Annotated in this window: 13 protein-coding genes and 1 pseudogene; 13 read left to right on the plus strand and 1 reads right to left on the minus strand. The window is 71.3% G+C overall.

Going from position 1 to position 13,796, the window contains the following annotated elements; all coding sequences use genetic code 11:
- From O3Q52_RS34010 to O3Q52_RS34035, 6 genes and pseudogenes are all read left to right on the plus strand, one after another.
- Positions 1-203, plus strand: a pseudogene (locus tag O3Q52_RS34010) (MBL fold metallo-hydrolase); the annotation flags it as partial.
- A gap of 383 nt (positions 204-586) precedes the next feature.
- Positions 587-3,016: a sensor histidine kinase KdpD gene (locus tag O3Q52_RS34015; RefSeq protein ID WP_269652500.1), complete on the plus strand. Its 2,430-nt coding sequence runs from the start codon at positions 587-589 to the stop codon at positions 3,014-3,016.
- 65 nt (positions 3,017-3,081) lie between these two features.
- Positions 3,082-3,516, plus strand: coding sequence for a roadblock/LC7 domain-containing protein (locus O3Q52_RS34020; RefSeq protein ID WP_269652501.1), 435 nt, complete (start codon positions 3,082-3,084; stop codon positions 3,514-3,516).
- Between the two features lie 2 nt (positions 3,517-3,518).
- Positions 3,519-3,890 (plus strand): DUF742 domain-containing protein, encoded by a 372-nt coding sequence (locus O3Q52_RS34025; protein WP_269652502.1) that lies wholly within the window; start codon positions 3,519-3,521, stop codon positions 3,888-3,890.
- Complete coding sequence (locus O3Q52_RS34030; protein WP_143634358.1) at positions 3,868-4,467, plus strand: ATP/GTP-binding protein; 600 nt, start codon at positions 3,868-3,870, stop codon at positions 4,465-4,467. Before O3Q52_RS34025 ends, O3Q52_RS34030 begins: the two co-directional genes overlap by 23 nt.
- Positions 4,464-5,057, plus strand: a complete 594-nt coding sequence (locus O3Q52_RS34035; protein ID WP_269652503.1) for a GAF domain-containing protein — start codon at positions 4,464-4,466, stop codon at positions 5,055-5,057. Before O3Q52_RS34030 ends, O3Q52_RS34035 begins: the two co-directional genes overlap by 4 nt.
- Positions 5,058-5,114: 57 nt before the next feature.
- Here the strand turns inward: O3Q52_RS34035 and O3Q52_RS34040 are convergent, their stop codons facing one another.
- Positions 5,115-6,998 (minus strand): DUF2264 domain-containing protein, encoded by a 1,884-nt coding sequence (locus tag O3Q52_RS34040; protein WP_269652504.1) that lies wholly within the window; start codon positions 6,996-6,998, stop codon positions 5,115-5,117.
- A gap of 302 nt (positions 6,999-7,300) precedes the next feature.
- Here O3Q52_RS34040 and O3Q52_RS34045 point away from each other — a divergent pair, with 302 nt between their 5' ends.
- From O3Q52_RS34045 to O3Q52_RS34075, 7 genes are all read left to right on the plus strand, one after another.
- On the plus strand, positions 7,301-8,485 hold the full coding sequence (locus O3Q52_RS34045) for a Gfo/Idh/MocA family protein (protein WP_269652505.1): 1,185 nt from the start codon (positions 7,301-7,303) through the stop codon (positions 8,483-8,485).
- Between the two features lie 251 nt (positions 8,486-8,736).
- Positions 8,737-9,765 carry an L-threonine 3-dehydrogenase gene (tdh, locus tag O3Q52_RS34050; RefSeq protein WP_269652509.1) on the plus strand — a complete coding sequence of 343 codons (1,029 nt, stop codon included), beginning with the start codon at positions 8,737-8,739 and terminating at the stop codon, positions 9,763-9,765.
- A 9-nt stretch (positions 9,766-9,774) separates the two neighbouring features.
- Entirely contained in the window at positions 9,775-10,980 is a 1,206-nt protein-coding gene (locus O3Q52_RS34055; RefSeq protein ID WP_269652510.1) for a glycine C-acetyltransferase, read from the plus strand.
- 108 nt (positions 10,981-11,088) lie between these two features.
- A complete protein-coding gene (locus O3Q52_RS34060) occupies positions 11,089-11,994 on the plus strand; it encodes a LysR family transcriptional regulator (protein WP_190227439.1) in 906 nt (301 codons plus the stop codon).
- Positions 11,995-12,040: 46 nt separating this feature from the next.
- Positions 12,041-12,637, plus strand: coding sequence for a helix-turn-helix domain-containing protein (locus O3Q52_RS34065; protein ID WP_269652506.1), 597 nt, complete (start codon positions 12,041-12,043; stop codon positions 12,635-12,637).
- The gene (locus tag O3Q52_RS34070; RefSeq protein ID WP_269652507.1) at positions 12,634-13,188 is read left to right on the plus strand and encodes a GNAT family N-acetyltransferase; all 555 of its coding nucleotides are present in this window, start codon (positions 12,634-12,636) and stop codon (positions 13,186-13,188) included. Before O3Q52_RS34065 ends, O3Q52_RS34070 begins: the two co-directional genes overlap by 4 nt.
- A 97-nt stretch (positions 13,189-13,285) precedes the next feature.
- Positions 13,286-13,645: an MmcQ/YjbR family DNA-binding protein gene (locus tag O3Q52_RS34075; RefSeq protein WP_269652508.1), complete on the plus strand. Its 360-nt coding sequence runs from the start codon at positions 13,286-13,288 to the stop codon at positions 13,643-13,645.
- Positions 13,646-13,796: the final 151 nt, after the last annotated feature.

Consider the following 13,796-nt stretch of genomic DNA (forward strand, 5'->3'; position numbering starts at 1 on the left):
GCGCGGTCGGCGCCCGGATCGCGCTGCCCCGGCCCGGCGAGCCCTTCGAGCCGACCTCGGAGACCGTCCCGTCCGAGCCCTGGTGGCGCGGGGTGGCCGTCGTCCCGGAGGGCGGCTGGCCCTCCGCCGGGGAGACGGTCGGTGACACACCGCGTGACACCAAGGAGGACACCGGAGACCCGGAAACCGTCCCCGCGGGGTGACGTAGAAGCGCGCGAAGGCATTGAAGAGGCATTCGGCGAGGGCCGAGGAGCATCCTGCTCCTCGGCCCTCGCCGATTTTCGCTGACCGCTTCTGACCAGGTCTGATCGGTTCGCTGACGCACGGGAACGGGCGTGCGAGGGGTTTATCGGCCTGTCGTACGAACCCTCATACCAGAGCGGGACGCAGGCCGCCGGACTTTGTCAACTGCCCACCGCACATGATGCGGTGGCGACTACTGTGAGTGGCCGCTGAGCGACACAGGGCCGAATTCTTCGACTCTCTCGACCGGCGCAGCGATGGCGCGTGTCCCAGTCGGCGCATGCCTCGGTCGCAGAACCCGCGGGAGCCCCCACGGCCCCGACACACCAGTACGAGGACGTCGATGTCTCACCTTCGCGCACCGGCCGCACGCGCAGACCGCCGCGAGGGCGGGCGGCACGGGCGACCGGTCGCCCGCACCACCCCCACGCTGCCCGAGACCCACATACGGCCCCAGCTCCTCCGCCTCGCGGTTCTGCCGCCCATCGCGGTGGCCCTCAGCGCCAGCGCCGCCGTGCTCTTCATCGTCCGCACGACCCCCGCACGGCCCGGCCCCACCCTGTGGATCGTGCTCGGCGGAGCCGTCGCGGTCGCCCTCGCGGGCATCGTGATCGCCGCCGTGGCCGCCGACCGCGCCGCCAGGTCCGTATACGAGCGCGTCGGCACCCTGCGCCGAACCAGCGCCCACGGCCAGTCCGATCTGCGTGCCCTCGTCGAGACGCTGCGCCGGGGCGAGGGGCCGCCCGAGCGCCGACCGGTCGGCCGGCCCGCCTCGGACGCCGACGAGTTCGACCTGCTGGAGGACGACCTGGCGCGCGCCCACGAAGGCGCCGTGAGCGCCGTCGTCCAGGCCGCCCAGCTCTCCAGCCAGGCGGGCAGCGAGCAGAAGGTCGAGGTCTTCGTCAATCTGGCACGGCGCCTGCAGTCCCTGGTGCACCGCGAGATCTCGATCCTCGACGAGCTGGAGAACGAGATCGAGGACCCGGACCTGCTCAAGGGTCTGTTCCACGTCGACCACCTCGCCACCCGTATCCGGCGGCACGCCGAGAACCTCGCCGTTCTCGGCGGGGCCGTGTCGCGCAGGCAGTGGAGCAACCCGGTCTCCATGACCGAGGTGCTGCGCTCCGCGATCGCCGAGGTCGAGCAGTACTCGCGGGTCAAGCTCGTCCCGCCGATCGACGGCACCGTGCGCGGGCACGCCGTCGCCGACGTGATCCATCTGCTGGCAGAACTCGTCGAGAACGCCACGGTGTTCTCGGCGCCGCACACCCAAGTGCTGCTGCGGGCCAACGTGGTCACGTCCGGGCTCGCCGTCGAGGTCGAGGACCGCGGGCTAGGGATGCCGCTGGCCGAGCAGCACAAGATGAACGCGTTGCTCGCCGACCCCGATCAGGTGAACGTCGCGAGTCTGCTGCAGGACGGCCGCATCGGGTTGTTCGTGGTCTCGCAGCTCGCGCGTCGGCACGGGATCGTGGTGCGGCTGCAGACCAATATCTACGGTGGCGTGCAGGCCGTACTGGTCGTGCCGCAGGCGTTGCTGGGGGCGGAGGGGGAGCGGTCGGCCGGGGGCGGGGCCGATGCGAGGGCTGGTTCCGGGGTCGGTCCTGGGGCGGCCCCCGGGGTTGGGTCTCCGCGGGAGGTCACGGCGGGAGGCGCTGCTGCGGGGGCGGCAGCGGGTCCGGGTGCTGGTGCTGGTGCTCGTGGTGGTCCCGCGCATGGTGCTCAGGCACATGTCGGTTCGGCACATGCTGCACCGGTACAAGGCGCCTCGGCGCAAGGTGCTTCGGTCCCCGGGGCTCCGACACATGCCGCTCCGACACATGCCGCTCCGACACATGCCGCTCCGACACATGCCGCTCCGGTACATGGGGCTGCGACACACGGCTCTTCAACACATGGGGCCGCGGTTTCTCATGGCATGGCGGCACACGAGCCGCCGCTGAGGAGCACGCCTCGCCACGGCACGCCAGGGCAGGACGTGCCACCCCATGGCACGCCACCCCATGGCACGCCCGCCCATGGGAGCCCGGTTCAGGGGACTCCGGCTCACGGGACGCCTGCCTATGGGGCACCGGCACATGGGACTCCCGCCCATGGGACGCCTGCGCACGGCAGCCCGGTTCACGGGACTCCCTTCCACGGGACGCCGATCCCCGTACCGGGAGTCGTCCCGGGCGCCTCCGGCGACGTACCGCGGGCGTCGTTTCACGAATCCGGGTCATATCCGTCCCACGACGCCCACGGCATGAGGACCGCCGTGCCGGCGCAGCCGGGGCGGGAGAGCGCGCCGGGCGGGCTGTCGGTCGTGAACGACGGCGCTCCGGCCCCGCTCCCGGTGCGCGGTGCCGAGACGCGGGCCAACCCGGCGGAGGCCGTGCCCGGTATCCGTCCCGGTGATCGGCGGTTCGTCACCGAGAACACGGTCACGCCCCCGACCCCGCGCGGTGGTGTGGTGCGCGGAACCATGAGCAAGCCGCAACTGCCCAGACGTCGGGCCCAGGAGCACCTCGTGCCCGAGCTGCGCGACGGACCCGCGCCCCGGCCTGACCCCGAGTTCGTCGTCGGTCACGACCCCGGTCTGATGGCGGCGTTCCAGCGCGGCATCGGGCTCGCCGAGGCCCAGTTCCGGGACTCGGCCCACATGGATGAGACGCCCATAGGGGAAGCGCACCCAGCGCACGAACCGCGCGAGGCGCACGTGGCGCACGAGACGGCGCCCGTGCCAGGTCATGACCTCACCGCCCGGCACGACGGGAGCACACCAGCCGGATGAACCACGCCACCCCCACCCACACTTCCGCTCCCGCAGACCTTCGTACTTCAAGGAGTCGATCCCCCATGGCGAGCGATGTGCCGACCGGGCACGCATCCGATCTCGACTGGCTGATGAGCGGCCTGGTGCAGCGCGTGCCGCACACCAGGAGCGCCGTGCTGCTCTCCTGCGACGGCCTGGTGAAGTCGGTGCACGGGCTCGACCCCGACAGCGCCGACCACATGGCGGCCCTGGCCTCCGGGCTCTACTCCCTGGGCCGCAGCGCGGGCGTCCGCTTCGGCGACGGCGGTGACGTACGCCAGGTCGTCGTCGAACTGGACTCGACCCTGCTGTTCGTGTCCACCGCGGGCTCCGGTACGTGTCTTGCCGTGCTCGCCGGACGCGACGCCGACGCGGCCGTGCTCGGCTATGAGATGGCGATGCTGGTCAAGAGTGTCCGCCCGTACCTGATGACCGCGCCGAGGCAGCACAGCGTCGGACCGTCGGCGATGAGGCCTTGAGCGTGACCTCGGCCGGCGACGGGCCCTGGCTTGACGATGCGGCCGGACGCCTTGTGCGCCCCTACCAGGTCAGCAACGGCCGGACCCGGCCGAGCACCGCGCTCGACCTGCTGTCGCAGGTGATGGCCACCGGCGTCACCCCTCTCGGCTACCTCGGCCCCGAGCACGCCCAGGCACTCGAACTGTGCCGGGACCCCGTCTCGGTCGCCGAGGTCGCCGCGCATCTGAGACTGCCCGCCGCGGTGACCAAGGTGCTGCTGTCCGATCTCGTCGACTGCGGGGTGCTGTCCATGAAGCCCCCGACGTTCCACCACAACCCCACTGACCGGTCTCTTCTGGAGGCAGTGCTCGATGGACTACGACGACAGCTCTGACCCCTTTCCCACCGCCTTGAAGATCCTGGTGGCGGGAGGGTTCGGAGTAGGAAAGACCACCTTCGTCGGCGCGGTGAGCGAGATCGCGCCGCTCAGTACGGAGGAACTGCTGACCACCGTCAGCGCCGCGACCGACAATCTCGACGGCATCGAGAACAAGGTCGAGACGACCGTCGCGATGGACTTCGGCCGCATCACCCTCGACCCGGAACACGTGCTGTACCTGTTCGGCACGCCCGGACAGGAGCGGTTCTGGTTCATGTGGGACGAGCTCTCCGAAGGCGCGCTCGGCGCGGTCATCCTCGCCGACACCCGCCGCCTGGAGGACTGTTTCGCCGCCGTCGACTTCTTCGAACAGCGCGGCCTGGGATTCATCGTGGCCGTCAACGAGTTCGACGGAGGCTTCCGCTACGACCCGGAGGAGGTGCGGGCGGCGATCGACCTCGACCCGGAGGTGCCCGTCGTGCGCTGCGACGCCCGGATCTCCAGCTCGGGAGTGCAGACCCTGCTCACCCTCGTCCGCCACCTCCTCGCCCACGCCCCTTCGCACGCCCCCAGCCACGGAGCCCACACATGACGTACGACCCGCCGCGTCCGGCCGGTCGGCTGCTGCTCACCCCCGAGGACAAGGAGGCCCCCGCCAGAACACGGCGACTGAGGGTGCTCGGCCTGGGACAGCACACCGAGCCGGCCCTCGACGCGTTCGCGGACCGGCTCGCCGAGCTCGCGGGGGCGCCCTACGCGATGGTCAACTTCATCGACGAGGAGCGGCAGTTCTTCGCGGGCCTGCACATCCCCTACGGTGGTATCCCGGTCGAGCCGCCGGCCGAGGCCCGTACCGATCACGCGGACACCACGAAACCGAGGATCGGCCGCTATATGGCCCGGGACCATGGCTTCTGCCCACATGTGGTCGTCCGCCACAAGGCGTTGGTCCTGGAGGACGTCCGTGACTATCCCCGCTTCGCGGGCAACCCCGTCGTCGACGAGTTCGGCATCCACTCCTACCTCGGCGCCCCGCTCATCGACCGCACGGGCATCGCTCTCGGCACGGTGTGCGTCAGCGATGTCGAGCCCCGGCCGTGGGGGCGGGCGGGGCTCGACACCATCAAGTCGATGGCGGCGGAGCTGGTCGAGCGGATCGAGCTGCGGGAAGGCGGATTCTGACCCGCGCCCTTCGCCTCCACGTGAACGGTGTCCCTACCTGCGCGGACTCACCCGGACTCACACGGAGACGGTGTCCCCTTCGGGGAACGTGATCCGGACCTCGTGCCCCTCGACCTCGCAGGACACCGACTCCCGTAACGCCTGGGGGTGTACGGAGTCCCGCGTCAGCGCGAGCAGCGTGACGTACACGCCGGAGCCGCCCGGACGGCCCGCCGCGCACCGGAGATACGGCGTCGCGGAGTGCGGGCCGAAGGCGTTGGCCTCGACCTCGCGCGCGATGCCCGTGTCCTCGTCCCAGCCGTGCAGTGCGACGACGACACTGGTCAGCCCGTTGTCCGTGCGGGCCAGCGCCCAGCCGTGCCCCCGCTCGGCGGTGGGCCGGGTCTCGGCGGCGACGGCGTAGCCGCCCTCCCGGACGGTCAGGCCGGTCGGCGCGAGCACCCGGTGCACGCGTATCTCCCAGGGACCGCGCAGAACGCTCGTCGTCTCGATCGGGAACTCCTCCTCGCCGCCGGGCAGTCGGGCGCTGTAGCGGGAGGCCGCCGTCCGCCCGGAGCAGTGCAGCGGAACGATGGTGCGCCGGCGGGACGCGGTGCCGTCCGGGGTCACCAGCGCGATGTGCCCGTCCACGGTCCGCTCCCAGGCATGGGCGGCCGCCTCGGGCGCGGTCGCCGTCGAGTAGCCGAACTTCGCGTGGTGCGGATCGTCCTCGGCGGGCCCGGACGGGGAGTTGTGGTCGCTGCCGTGGTTGACCAGGCGGACGATGCCGTCGTGTTTCGTGCCGTGCAACAGCCAGCCGGGGGCCGGGAGCGCGGTGTACTGGTCCGACTCCTCGACGGGCAGCGGCAGTTCGCGTGCCGTCCACACCGGATGCTCCGGAGGCAGCAGCAGCCCGAGGAAACCCATGCTCGCCCAGTACGGGGACGCGGGCCCCGAGTACGGCCGGGTCATCGGCAGGAACGTTTCGTACCAGCCGAGCGGCAGGAGCCCGCGCTCGTCGGGCACCCCCCGCTCCACGAAATGCCGCACCGTGCCGGACGCCAGCCGTCGGGTGAGGCCCGGCTCCAGCGGCGTACAGCCGGCGAGGGCGCCCATCCATGCCGGGGCGGCGGTGGCGAAACGGTACGTCAGGGAGCGGCCGTGGTGCACGGGGGCACCGTCCGCGCCGAAGAACCGCGGGTAGTCGGCGAGGAACCGGGCGAGCCGCTCCCGGTAGACGTGGCCTCGCCCGCCGCCGTCGCCGCCGGTCATCCGGCACCACAGCAGCGGGTACAGGTGCATGGTCCAGCCGTTGTGGTAGTCGAAGGTCCGGCCGTCGCCGTCGCTGTACCAGCCGTCGCCCACGTACCAGTCGTCGAGGCGGTCGAGCCCGGCGTCGATGTCGTCCTGACGGTGGGGTGCGCCGACCGAGGCCAGGAACTGTTCGGCCACCACCTGGTAGAGCCGCCAGTGGTTGTCCCAGGTGCGGCGGCCCACGAAACCCCACAGCCAGTCCACGACCCGCTCCTGCGCCTCGGTGTGCAGCCGGTCCCAGATCCAGGGGCGGGTCTCGTGCAGCGCCACGGCGACCGAGGCGGCCTCCGCCATCTGCTGGGAGCAGTCCGTGAGTTCGGGCCAGGCCTCGCCGCTGTCGCGGTCGGTGCCCGTTGTCAGACCCCGCGCGTAGCGTTCCATGAGACGGGGATCGACGTCGCCCCGCGCCCCGGCGATCCGGAAGGAGGCCAGCAGGAATGACCGCGCGAACCCTTCGAGTCCGTCCGACACGACACCGGACCACGAGGCCCGCCCGGGCAGCCGGTACTGCGCGAGGCCCGGCGTCGCGTAGGGGACCAGGGCTTCGAGCTGCCGGTCGGCGAGCGCCTCCCAGTGCGCCCGCGTCCAGCCGGTGTGCGGCGAGAGGACGTGGTCGACGGGCGGCAGGGATACATGCGGTGCGGGCATGGCGGGGTTCCGACTCCTCTGTTCCTGGGCGCGATTCCAGGTTCTGGAGAGGGATACGGCTGGTGAGGGCCGACAGATCAATTGTGCTGTGTGCGTATGCCATGTGTCGTGTGCGCACACAGTGAGACCTGTTCGCATGTGGTCGGCCCTGTTCGTATGTGCGGCCCCCGTGCGCTCTCCCGGAAGGCCCCGTCCGATGGGAAGTTGACTCCGGCGCAGGTGGGCACGGCTTCCTCGGAGGAACACGGCCGGACCTCCTGCCGCCGGCCCCGACTCCTCGTCACCGAACGGGAAGGCACCCCATGACCGACCTGCGTCTCGGCGCCCTCGGCTTCGGCCTGCGCGGTTCGCTCGCGCGCATCGCCCACCGGCCCGGCCGGGGCTCGCGCGTGACCGTCGTCGCCGAACACGATCCGGCACTGCGGGACCGCGCCGCCGACCGCATCCCCGGCGCCCGGACCGTCGAGGACCACCGCAAGGTCATCGACGACCCGGACGTCGACGCCGTGCTCGTCCTCACCCCGGACCACACCCATGCCGACATCGCCTGCGAGGCCCTGCGCGCGGGCAGGCCCGTCTTCGTCGAGAAGCCCCTGGACATCACCATCGAGCGGTGCGACCTCATCCTGCGCACGGCCTTCGAGACCGGCACCCGGCTGTACGTGGGTCACAACATGCGCCACATGCCGGTGATCCGGCAGATGCGCGACCTCGTCCTGCGCGGCGACATCGGCAGGGTCAGAACGGTGTGGGTACGCCACTTCGTCGGCTACGGAGGCGACTGGTACTTCAAGGACTGGCACGCCGAACGCCGGTGCACCACCGGCCTGTTGCTGCAGAAGGGCGCCCACGACCTCGATGTACTGCACTGGCTCGCGGGCGGATACACCCGGCAGGTACAGGCGTTCGGCGACCTGATGGTGTACGGCGGCAATCCGCATCGCCGTTCGCCGGGCGAGCCGAAGTCCGACGACTGGTACACGGAGGACGGCCACTGGCCGCCGCACACCCAGCGGGCCCTCAACCCCGTCATCGACGTCGAGGACGTGTCGATCGTCAACATGCGCCTGGACAATGGTGTGTTGGCCGCCTACCAGCAGTGCCACTTCACGCCCGACTACTGGCGCAACTACACCGTCATCGGCGACGCGGGCCGCCTGGAGAACTTCGGGGACGGTCCCGGGGGAGTGGTGAAGGTGTGGAACTCCCGCCGCTCCGGATACCGGGCCGAGGCGGACGCCGAGTACCCCGTGCCCGACGTGGAACAGGACGCCGAGCACGGGGGCGCGGACCCGCTGCTGATCGACGAGTTCCTGCGGTTCGCACGCGAGGGAGGGCGCACCGACACGTCCCCGGTGGCCGCGCGGATGGCGGTGGCGGCGGGATTCCGGGCCACCGAGTCGCCGCGCGGGGGCGGCGTTCCGTACGAGGTGCCGCCGCTGGACGCCGAACTGGTCGCGTACTTCGAGAGGGGGCAGACACGCTGACGGGGGCGGGGACACATGTGAGGGGAGCGAGGCGTGAAGGAAAGCTGCGGCGGAGCTTAAGAAAACCTCGATGGACCGCAGCGCCCGTGTACGGCAGATTTCTCCGCGTCGGCAGTGGAGCGCCGCAGCCGCTGAGAGGCGCTCCCGCATGGCCCACCCGCCATGCCCGCTGCCGTGACGCCACCCCTCACTCCGGGCCGGGGCCCGCCTCGGCATGCCCCGGCCCGGAACCCTCGTACACGGGAGCCGTGTTGAAGGCGCTGGTCAAGGAGAAGGCTGAGCCGGGACTCCGGCTCATGGACGTACCGGAGCCGGTCGTCGGACCCGGTGACGTGCTGATCAAGGTCCTCAGGACCGGGATCTGCGGCACCGACCTGCACATTCGCAGCTGGGACGGCTGGGCACAGCAGTCGATCAGGACCCCGCTCGTGATCGGCCACGAGTTCGTGGGCGAGGTCGTCGAGACGGGCCGCGACGTCGGCGACATCACCGTGGGCGACCGCGTCAGCGGCGAGGGCCACCTCGTGTGCGGCAAGTGCCGCAACTGCCAGGCCGGGCGGCGCCATCTGTGCCGCGCCACGGTAGGGCTCGGCGTCGGCCGCGACGGCGCGTTCGCCGAGTACGTCGCGCTGCCCGCGTCCAACGTGTGGGTGCACCGCGTCCCCGTCGACCTCGATGTCGCCGCGATCTTCGACCCGTTCGGCAACGCCGTGCACACCGCGCTGTCGTTCCCGCTGGTCGGGGAGGACGTACTGATCACCGGCGCGGGACCCATCGGCCTGATGGCCGCGGCCGTCGCCAAGCACGCCGGCGCCCGGCACGTCGTGGTCACCGACGTCAGCGAGGAGCGTCTGGAGCTCGCCCGCAAGATCGGCGTCAGCCTCGCGCTGAACGTCGCGGAGTCGACCATCGCCGACGGGCAGCGCACGCTCGGCCTGCGCGAGGGCTTCGACGTCGGCCTGGAGATGTCGGGCAATCCCGTCGCGATGCGCGACATGCTCGCCAACATGACGCACGGCGGAAAGATCGCCATGCTCGGACTTCCGTCCGAGGAGTTCGCCGTCGACTGGTCCCGGATCGTCACCTCCATGATCACGATCAAGGGCATCTACGGCCGCGAGATGTTCGAGACCTGGTACGCGATGTCGGTCCTCCTCGAAGGCGGTCTCGACCTCGCCCCCGTGATCACCGGCCGCTACGGCTACCGCGACCACGAGGCGGCGTTCGCCGACGCGGCGAGCGGCCGCGGCGGCAAGGTCATCCTCGACTGGACCCACTAAGGACTGATGATGTTCGACTCCGTACGCGACGACCTCCGCACCACTCTCGACGAGATCCGCGCCGCCGGACTGCACAAGCCCGAGCGCGTCATCGGCAGCCCGCAGTCCGCGACCGTGAACGTCACCGCGGGCGGCCGCCCCGGTGAGGTCCTCAACTTCTGCGCGAACAACTACCTCGGCCTCGCCGACCACCCCGAGGTGATCGCCGCAGCTCACGAGGCCCTCGACCGCTGGGGCTACGGCATGGCCTCCGTACGCTTCATCTGCGGTACGCAGGAGGTGCACAAGGAACTCGAACAGCGCCTCTCCGTGTTCCTCGGCCAGGAGGACACGATCCTCTACTCCTCCTGCTTCGACGCCAACGGCGGAGTCTTCGAAACCCTTCTCGGCGAGGAGGACGCGGTGATCTCCGACGCCCTCAACCACGCGTCGATCATCGACGGCATCCGCCTCTCGAAGGCCCGTCGCCTCCGCTACGCCAACCGTGATCTCGCGGACCTGGAGCAGCAGTTGAAGGAGGCCGCGGGCGCCCGCCGCAGGCTGATCGTCACCGACGGCGTCTTCTCCATGGACGGGTACGTGGCCCCGCTGCGCGAGATCTGCGACCTCGCCGACCGCTACGACGCCATGGTCATGGTCGACGACTCGCACGCCGTCGGCTTCGTCGGCCCCGGCGGCCGCGGCACCCCCGAGCTGCACGGCGTCATGGACCGGGTCGACATCATCACCGGCACTCTGGGCAAGGCCCTCGGTGGCGCCTCCGGCGGTTACGTGGCCGCCCGCGCCGAGATCGTCGCCCTGCTGCGCCAGCGCTCGCGCCCGTACCTCTTCTCGAACACCCTGGCCCCGGTGATCGCCGCCGCCTCGCTCAAGGTCCTCGACCTGCTGGAGTCGGCGGGCGATCTGCGCGAGCACCTCGCCGCGAACACCGCGCTGTTCCGCTCCCGGATGACCGAGGAGGGCTTCGACATCCTCCCCGGCGACCACGCCATCGCCCCGGTCATGATCGGCGACGCGGCCGTCGCCGGACGCATGGCGGAGCTGCTCCTGGACCGCGGGGTGTACGTGATCGGCTTCTCGTACCCGGTGGTCCCGCAGGGCCGGGCCCGGATCCGCGTACAGCTGTCCGCCGCGCACTCGACGGAGGACGTGAACCGGGCCGTGGACGCCTTCGTGGCGGCGCGGGCGGAGCTGACGGCGGAGACGAAGGCCTGAGCGCGGAGGCCTGAGCGCGGAGGACCGGGGTCGGGCGCAGCCCGGCGCCGCGGAGGGCCGAGGACCGGAGCAGCGGGGTGAGCGCGAACCTCTGAGAGAATCGGTCACATGATCGAAGCGCGGCGGCTCCACATCCTCCGTGCGGTGGCGGACCATCGCACGGTGACGGCCGCTGCCGCCGCGCTCTACCTCACGCCCTCCGCCGTCTCGCAACAGCTGACGGCCCTTGAGCAGGAGACGGGCCACCGCCTGGTGGAGCGCAACGCCAGGGGCGTACGCCTGACTCCGGCGGGCGAGATCCTGCTCAGTCACACCAACGCGGTCCTCGCCCAGCTGGAGAAGGCCGAGGCCGAGCTCGCCGCGTACGACTCGGGTTCGGCGGGCACGGTCACGGTCGCTTCCTTCGCGACCGGTATCGGTCTGGTCGTCGCACCCGCCGTGGCCCGGCTCGCGCGGACCGCGCCCGGCATCCGCATCCGCGTCCAGGACGCCGAGGGCGACGCCAGCCTGCCGATGGTGCTCGACCGGCAGGTCGACGTGGCGGTCGCCGTCGAGTACCGCGGCGCGCCGGACGCCGACGACCCCCGCCTCGCCCACATCCCGTTGTACGCCGAGCCGTTCGACGCCGTCGTCCCGGTGACCCACCGCCTCGCCGACCGTACGGAGGTGCCGCTCGCCGAGCTGGCCAAGGACCCGTGGATCGGCCCGTACCCCGGAAACCCCTGCCACGACGTGGTGGTCCTGGCCTGTGAGCACGCGGGGTTCCAGCCCCGTCTCGAGCACTCCTCGGACGACTTCCGCGCGGTCGTCGCGCTCGCGTCGGCGGACGCGGGGGTCGCCCTGGTGCCGCGCTCGGCCCTGAGCGGCATGGATCTCTCGGGCGTGGTCGTACGCCCCGTCGACGGGGTCGCACCCACACGCCGGGTCTTCGCCGCCGTGCGCCGGGGAGCCGAGGAGCATCCGCTGATCCGGCCGGTACTGGAGGCGCTGGGGGAGGCCGCACCGGTGGGATGAGCGCCGCGCCACCGTCGCATTTCACATGTGGGATAGCGTCCCGAATATGAGACACGGTGGAGATGCTGACGCGGCCGGCGCCGGCCCGGACCCGGTCGATGCCCGGCTCGGCGTGCGACTGGCCGAGCTGCGGGCCGAACGAGGCTGGTCCCTGGGCGAGTTGGCGGAGCACAGCGGGGTGAGCCGGTCGACCCTCTCCCGGGCCGAGCGCGCGGAGATCAGCCCCACGGCCTCACTCCTGAACCGGCTGTGCGGGGTCTACGGCCGCACCATGTCGCAGCTGCTCAGCGAGGTCGAGGCGGAGCCCGCCCTGCTCGTACGGGCCGCCGACCAGGCCGTATGGGAGGACAGGGCGTCCGGTTTCGTACGCCGCTCCGTGTCCCCGCCGCATGCCGGGCTGCGTGGCGAACTCGTCGAGGGGCGGCTCGCGGCCGGCGCGGACATCGCGTACGACCGGCCGCCCGTACCCGGCCTCGAACAGCACATCTGGGTGCTCGACGGGCGGCTGGAGGTCACGGCCCAGGACACCGGGCACCGGCTCGACGCGGGCGACTGCCTGCGGTTGCGGGTGTGGGGGCCGACGCGCTTCCGGTCCACCGGCCCCGAGGACGCGCGCTATGTGCTGGCAGTGGTGCTGCCATGACCACGACCGTCGTCCGGCTTGCGGCCGACCAACTCCTGCGATCCGTTGATGAGTTGGCCGACCTGCTGACCGACACCGTCAACGGGGGAGCGTCGGTCGGCTTCCTCGCCCCGCTCGACCGTGCCGCTGCCGTCGACTGGTGGCGGGGGCGTGCGGACGTGCTCGCGGAGGGCGGTCTCGCCGTGTGGGTCGCGTACGCGCAGGACCGGATCGTCGGCACCGTCAGCCTGGCCTTCCCGGACAAGCCCAACAGCAGTCACCGCGCCGAGGTGGTGAAGCTGATGGTGCACCGGGAGGGGCGGGGAAAGGGACTCGGACGTTCGCTGCTCGCGACGGCCGAACGCGCCGCCGCCGAGGCGGGCGTGAGCCTGCTCAACCTCGACACCGAGACGGACAGCCCGGCCGAGTCGCTCTACCGGTCGGCGGGTTGGACCCGGGCGGGCGTCATACCCGACTACGCGCGGACGCCGGACGGGGTGCTTCGTCCGACGACGATCTTCTACAAGTACGTGGTGGCGGACGAGGGTTCGGAGCCAGCTCCGAGTCGTTGACCGCCCCCCCTCGCAGCGGTGGCCGAACCGGTTTTCAGCGGCGCCTGTACCGGCTCTCAGCAGGTGATTGTCAGTGGTATTGGCTACGGTGCTTTCCATGCAGGATGCCGAAGACGTACGCCGAATCTGCCTCTCTCTGCCGGACACGACGGAGAAGATCGCCTGGAACATGCCCACCTTCCGGGTCGCGGGGAAGATGTTCGCCACGCTGCCCGAGGAGGAGACCTCCATCGCCGTGCGCTGCCCCAAGGAGGAGCGCGACGAGTTGGTGCTGGCCGAGCCCGGGAAGTTCTGGATCGCCGACCACGAGGCGGGTTTCGCCTGGGTGCGTGTGCGGCTCGCGACCCTTGAGGACTCGGACGAGTTGCGTGACATCCTCGCGGACTCCTGGCGGCAGGCGGCTCCGACCCGACTGCTGGAGTCCTACCCGGAATTGGGGCTTCCGGCCGACGGCTGACGGATGAGGTCTGACGGATGAGGTCCGGCGGCTGAGGTCCTAGGCCCGAGGGGCGTTGTCAGTGCCGCGTGGCATGATCCGAAGGCGGGTGGGGAGCTCGGCGCGGAGGGGCGCGTGGTTCCGTCGAGGGGCCGGTCGCCGGGGGAGGGGT

Source organism: Streptomyces sp. ActVer, from assembly GCF_027270795.1.
In the GTDB taxonomy this organism is placed as follows: Bacteria; Actinomycetota; Actinomycetes; order Streptomycetales; family Streptomycetaceae; genus Streptomyces; species Streptomyces umbrinus_A.

What these genes read in the sequence shown, in the direction of transcription:
- O3Q52_RS34055 (WP_269652510.1), top strand. Translation starts at nt 9,775, where the DNA reads ATGTTCGACTCCGTACGCGACGACCTCCGCACCACTCTCGACGAGATC.
- O3Q52_RS34020 (WP_269652501.1), top strand. Translation starts at nt 3,082, where the DNA reads ATGGCGAGCGATGTGCCGACCGGGCACGCATCCGATCTCGACTGGCTG.
- O3Q52_RS34030 (WP_143634358.1), top strand. Translation starts at nt 3,868, where the DNA reads ATGGACTACGACGACAGCTCTGACCCCTTTCCCACCGCCTTGAAGATC.
- O3Q52_RS34045 (WP_269652505.1), top strand. Translation starts at nt 7,301, where the DNA reads ATGACCGACCTGCGTCTCGGCGCCCTCGGCTTCGGCCTGCGCGGTTCG.
- O3Q52_RS34040 (WP_269652504.1), bottom strand. Translation starts at nt 6,998, where the DNA reads ATGCCCGCACCGCATGTATCCCTGCCGCCCGTCGACCACGTCCTCTCG.
- O3Q52_RS34065 (WP_269652506.1), top strand. Translation starts at nt 12,041, where the DNA reads ATGAGACACGGTGGAGATGCTGACGCGGCCGGCGCCGGCCCGGACCCG.
- O3Q52_RS34070 (WP_269652507.1), top strand. Translation starts at nt 12,634, where the DNA reads ATGACCACGACCGTCGTCCGGCTTGCGGCCGACCAACTCCTGCGATCC.
- O3Q52_RS34075 (WP_269652508.1), top strand. Translation starts at nt 13,286, where the DNA reads ATGCAGGATGCCGAAGACGTACGCCGAATCTGCCTCTCTCTGCCGGAC.
- O3Q52_RS34015 (WP_269652500.1), top strand. Translation starts at nt 587, where the DNA reads ATGTCTCACCTTCGCGCACCGGCCGCACGCGCAGACCGCCGCGAGGGC.
- O3Q52_RS34060 (WP_190227439.1), top strand. Translation starts at nt 11,089, where the DNA reads ATGATCGAAGCGCGGCGGCTCCACATCCTCCGTGCGGTGGCGGACCAT.
- O3Q52_RS34035 (WP_269652503.1), top strand. Translation starts at nt 4,464, where the DNA reads ATGACGTACGACCCGCCGCGTCCGGCCGGTCGGCTGCTGCTCACCCCC.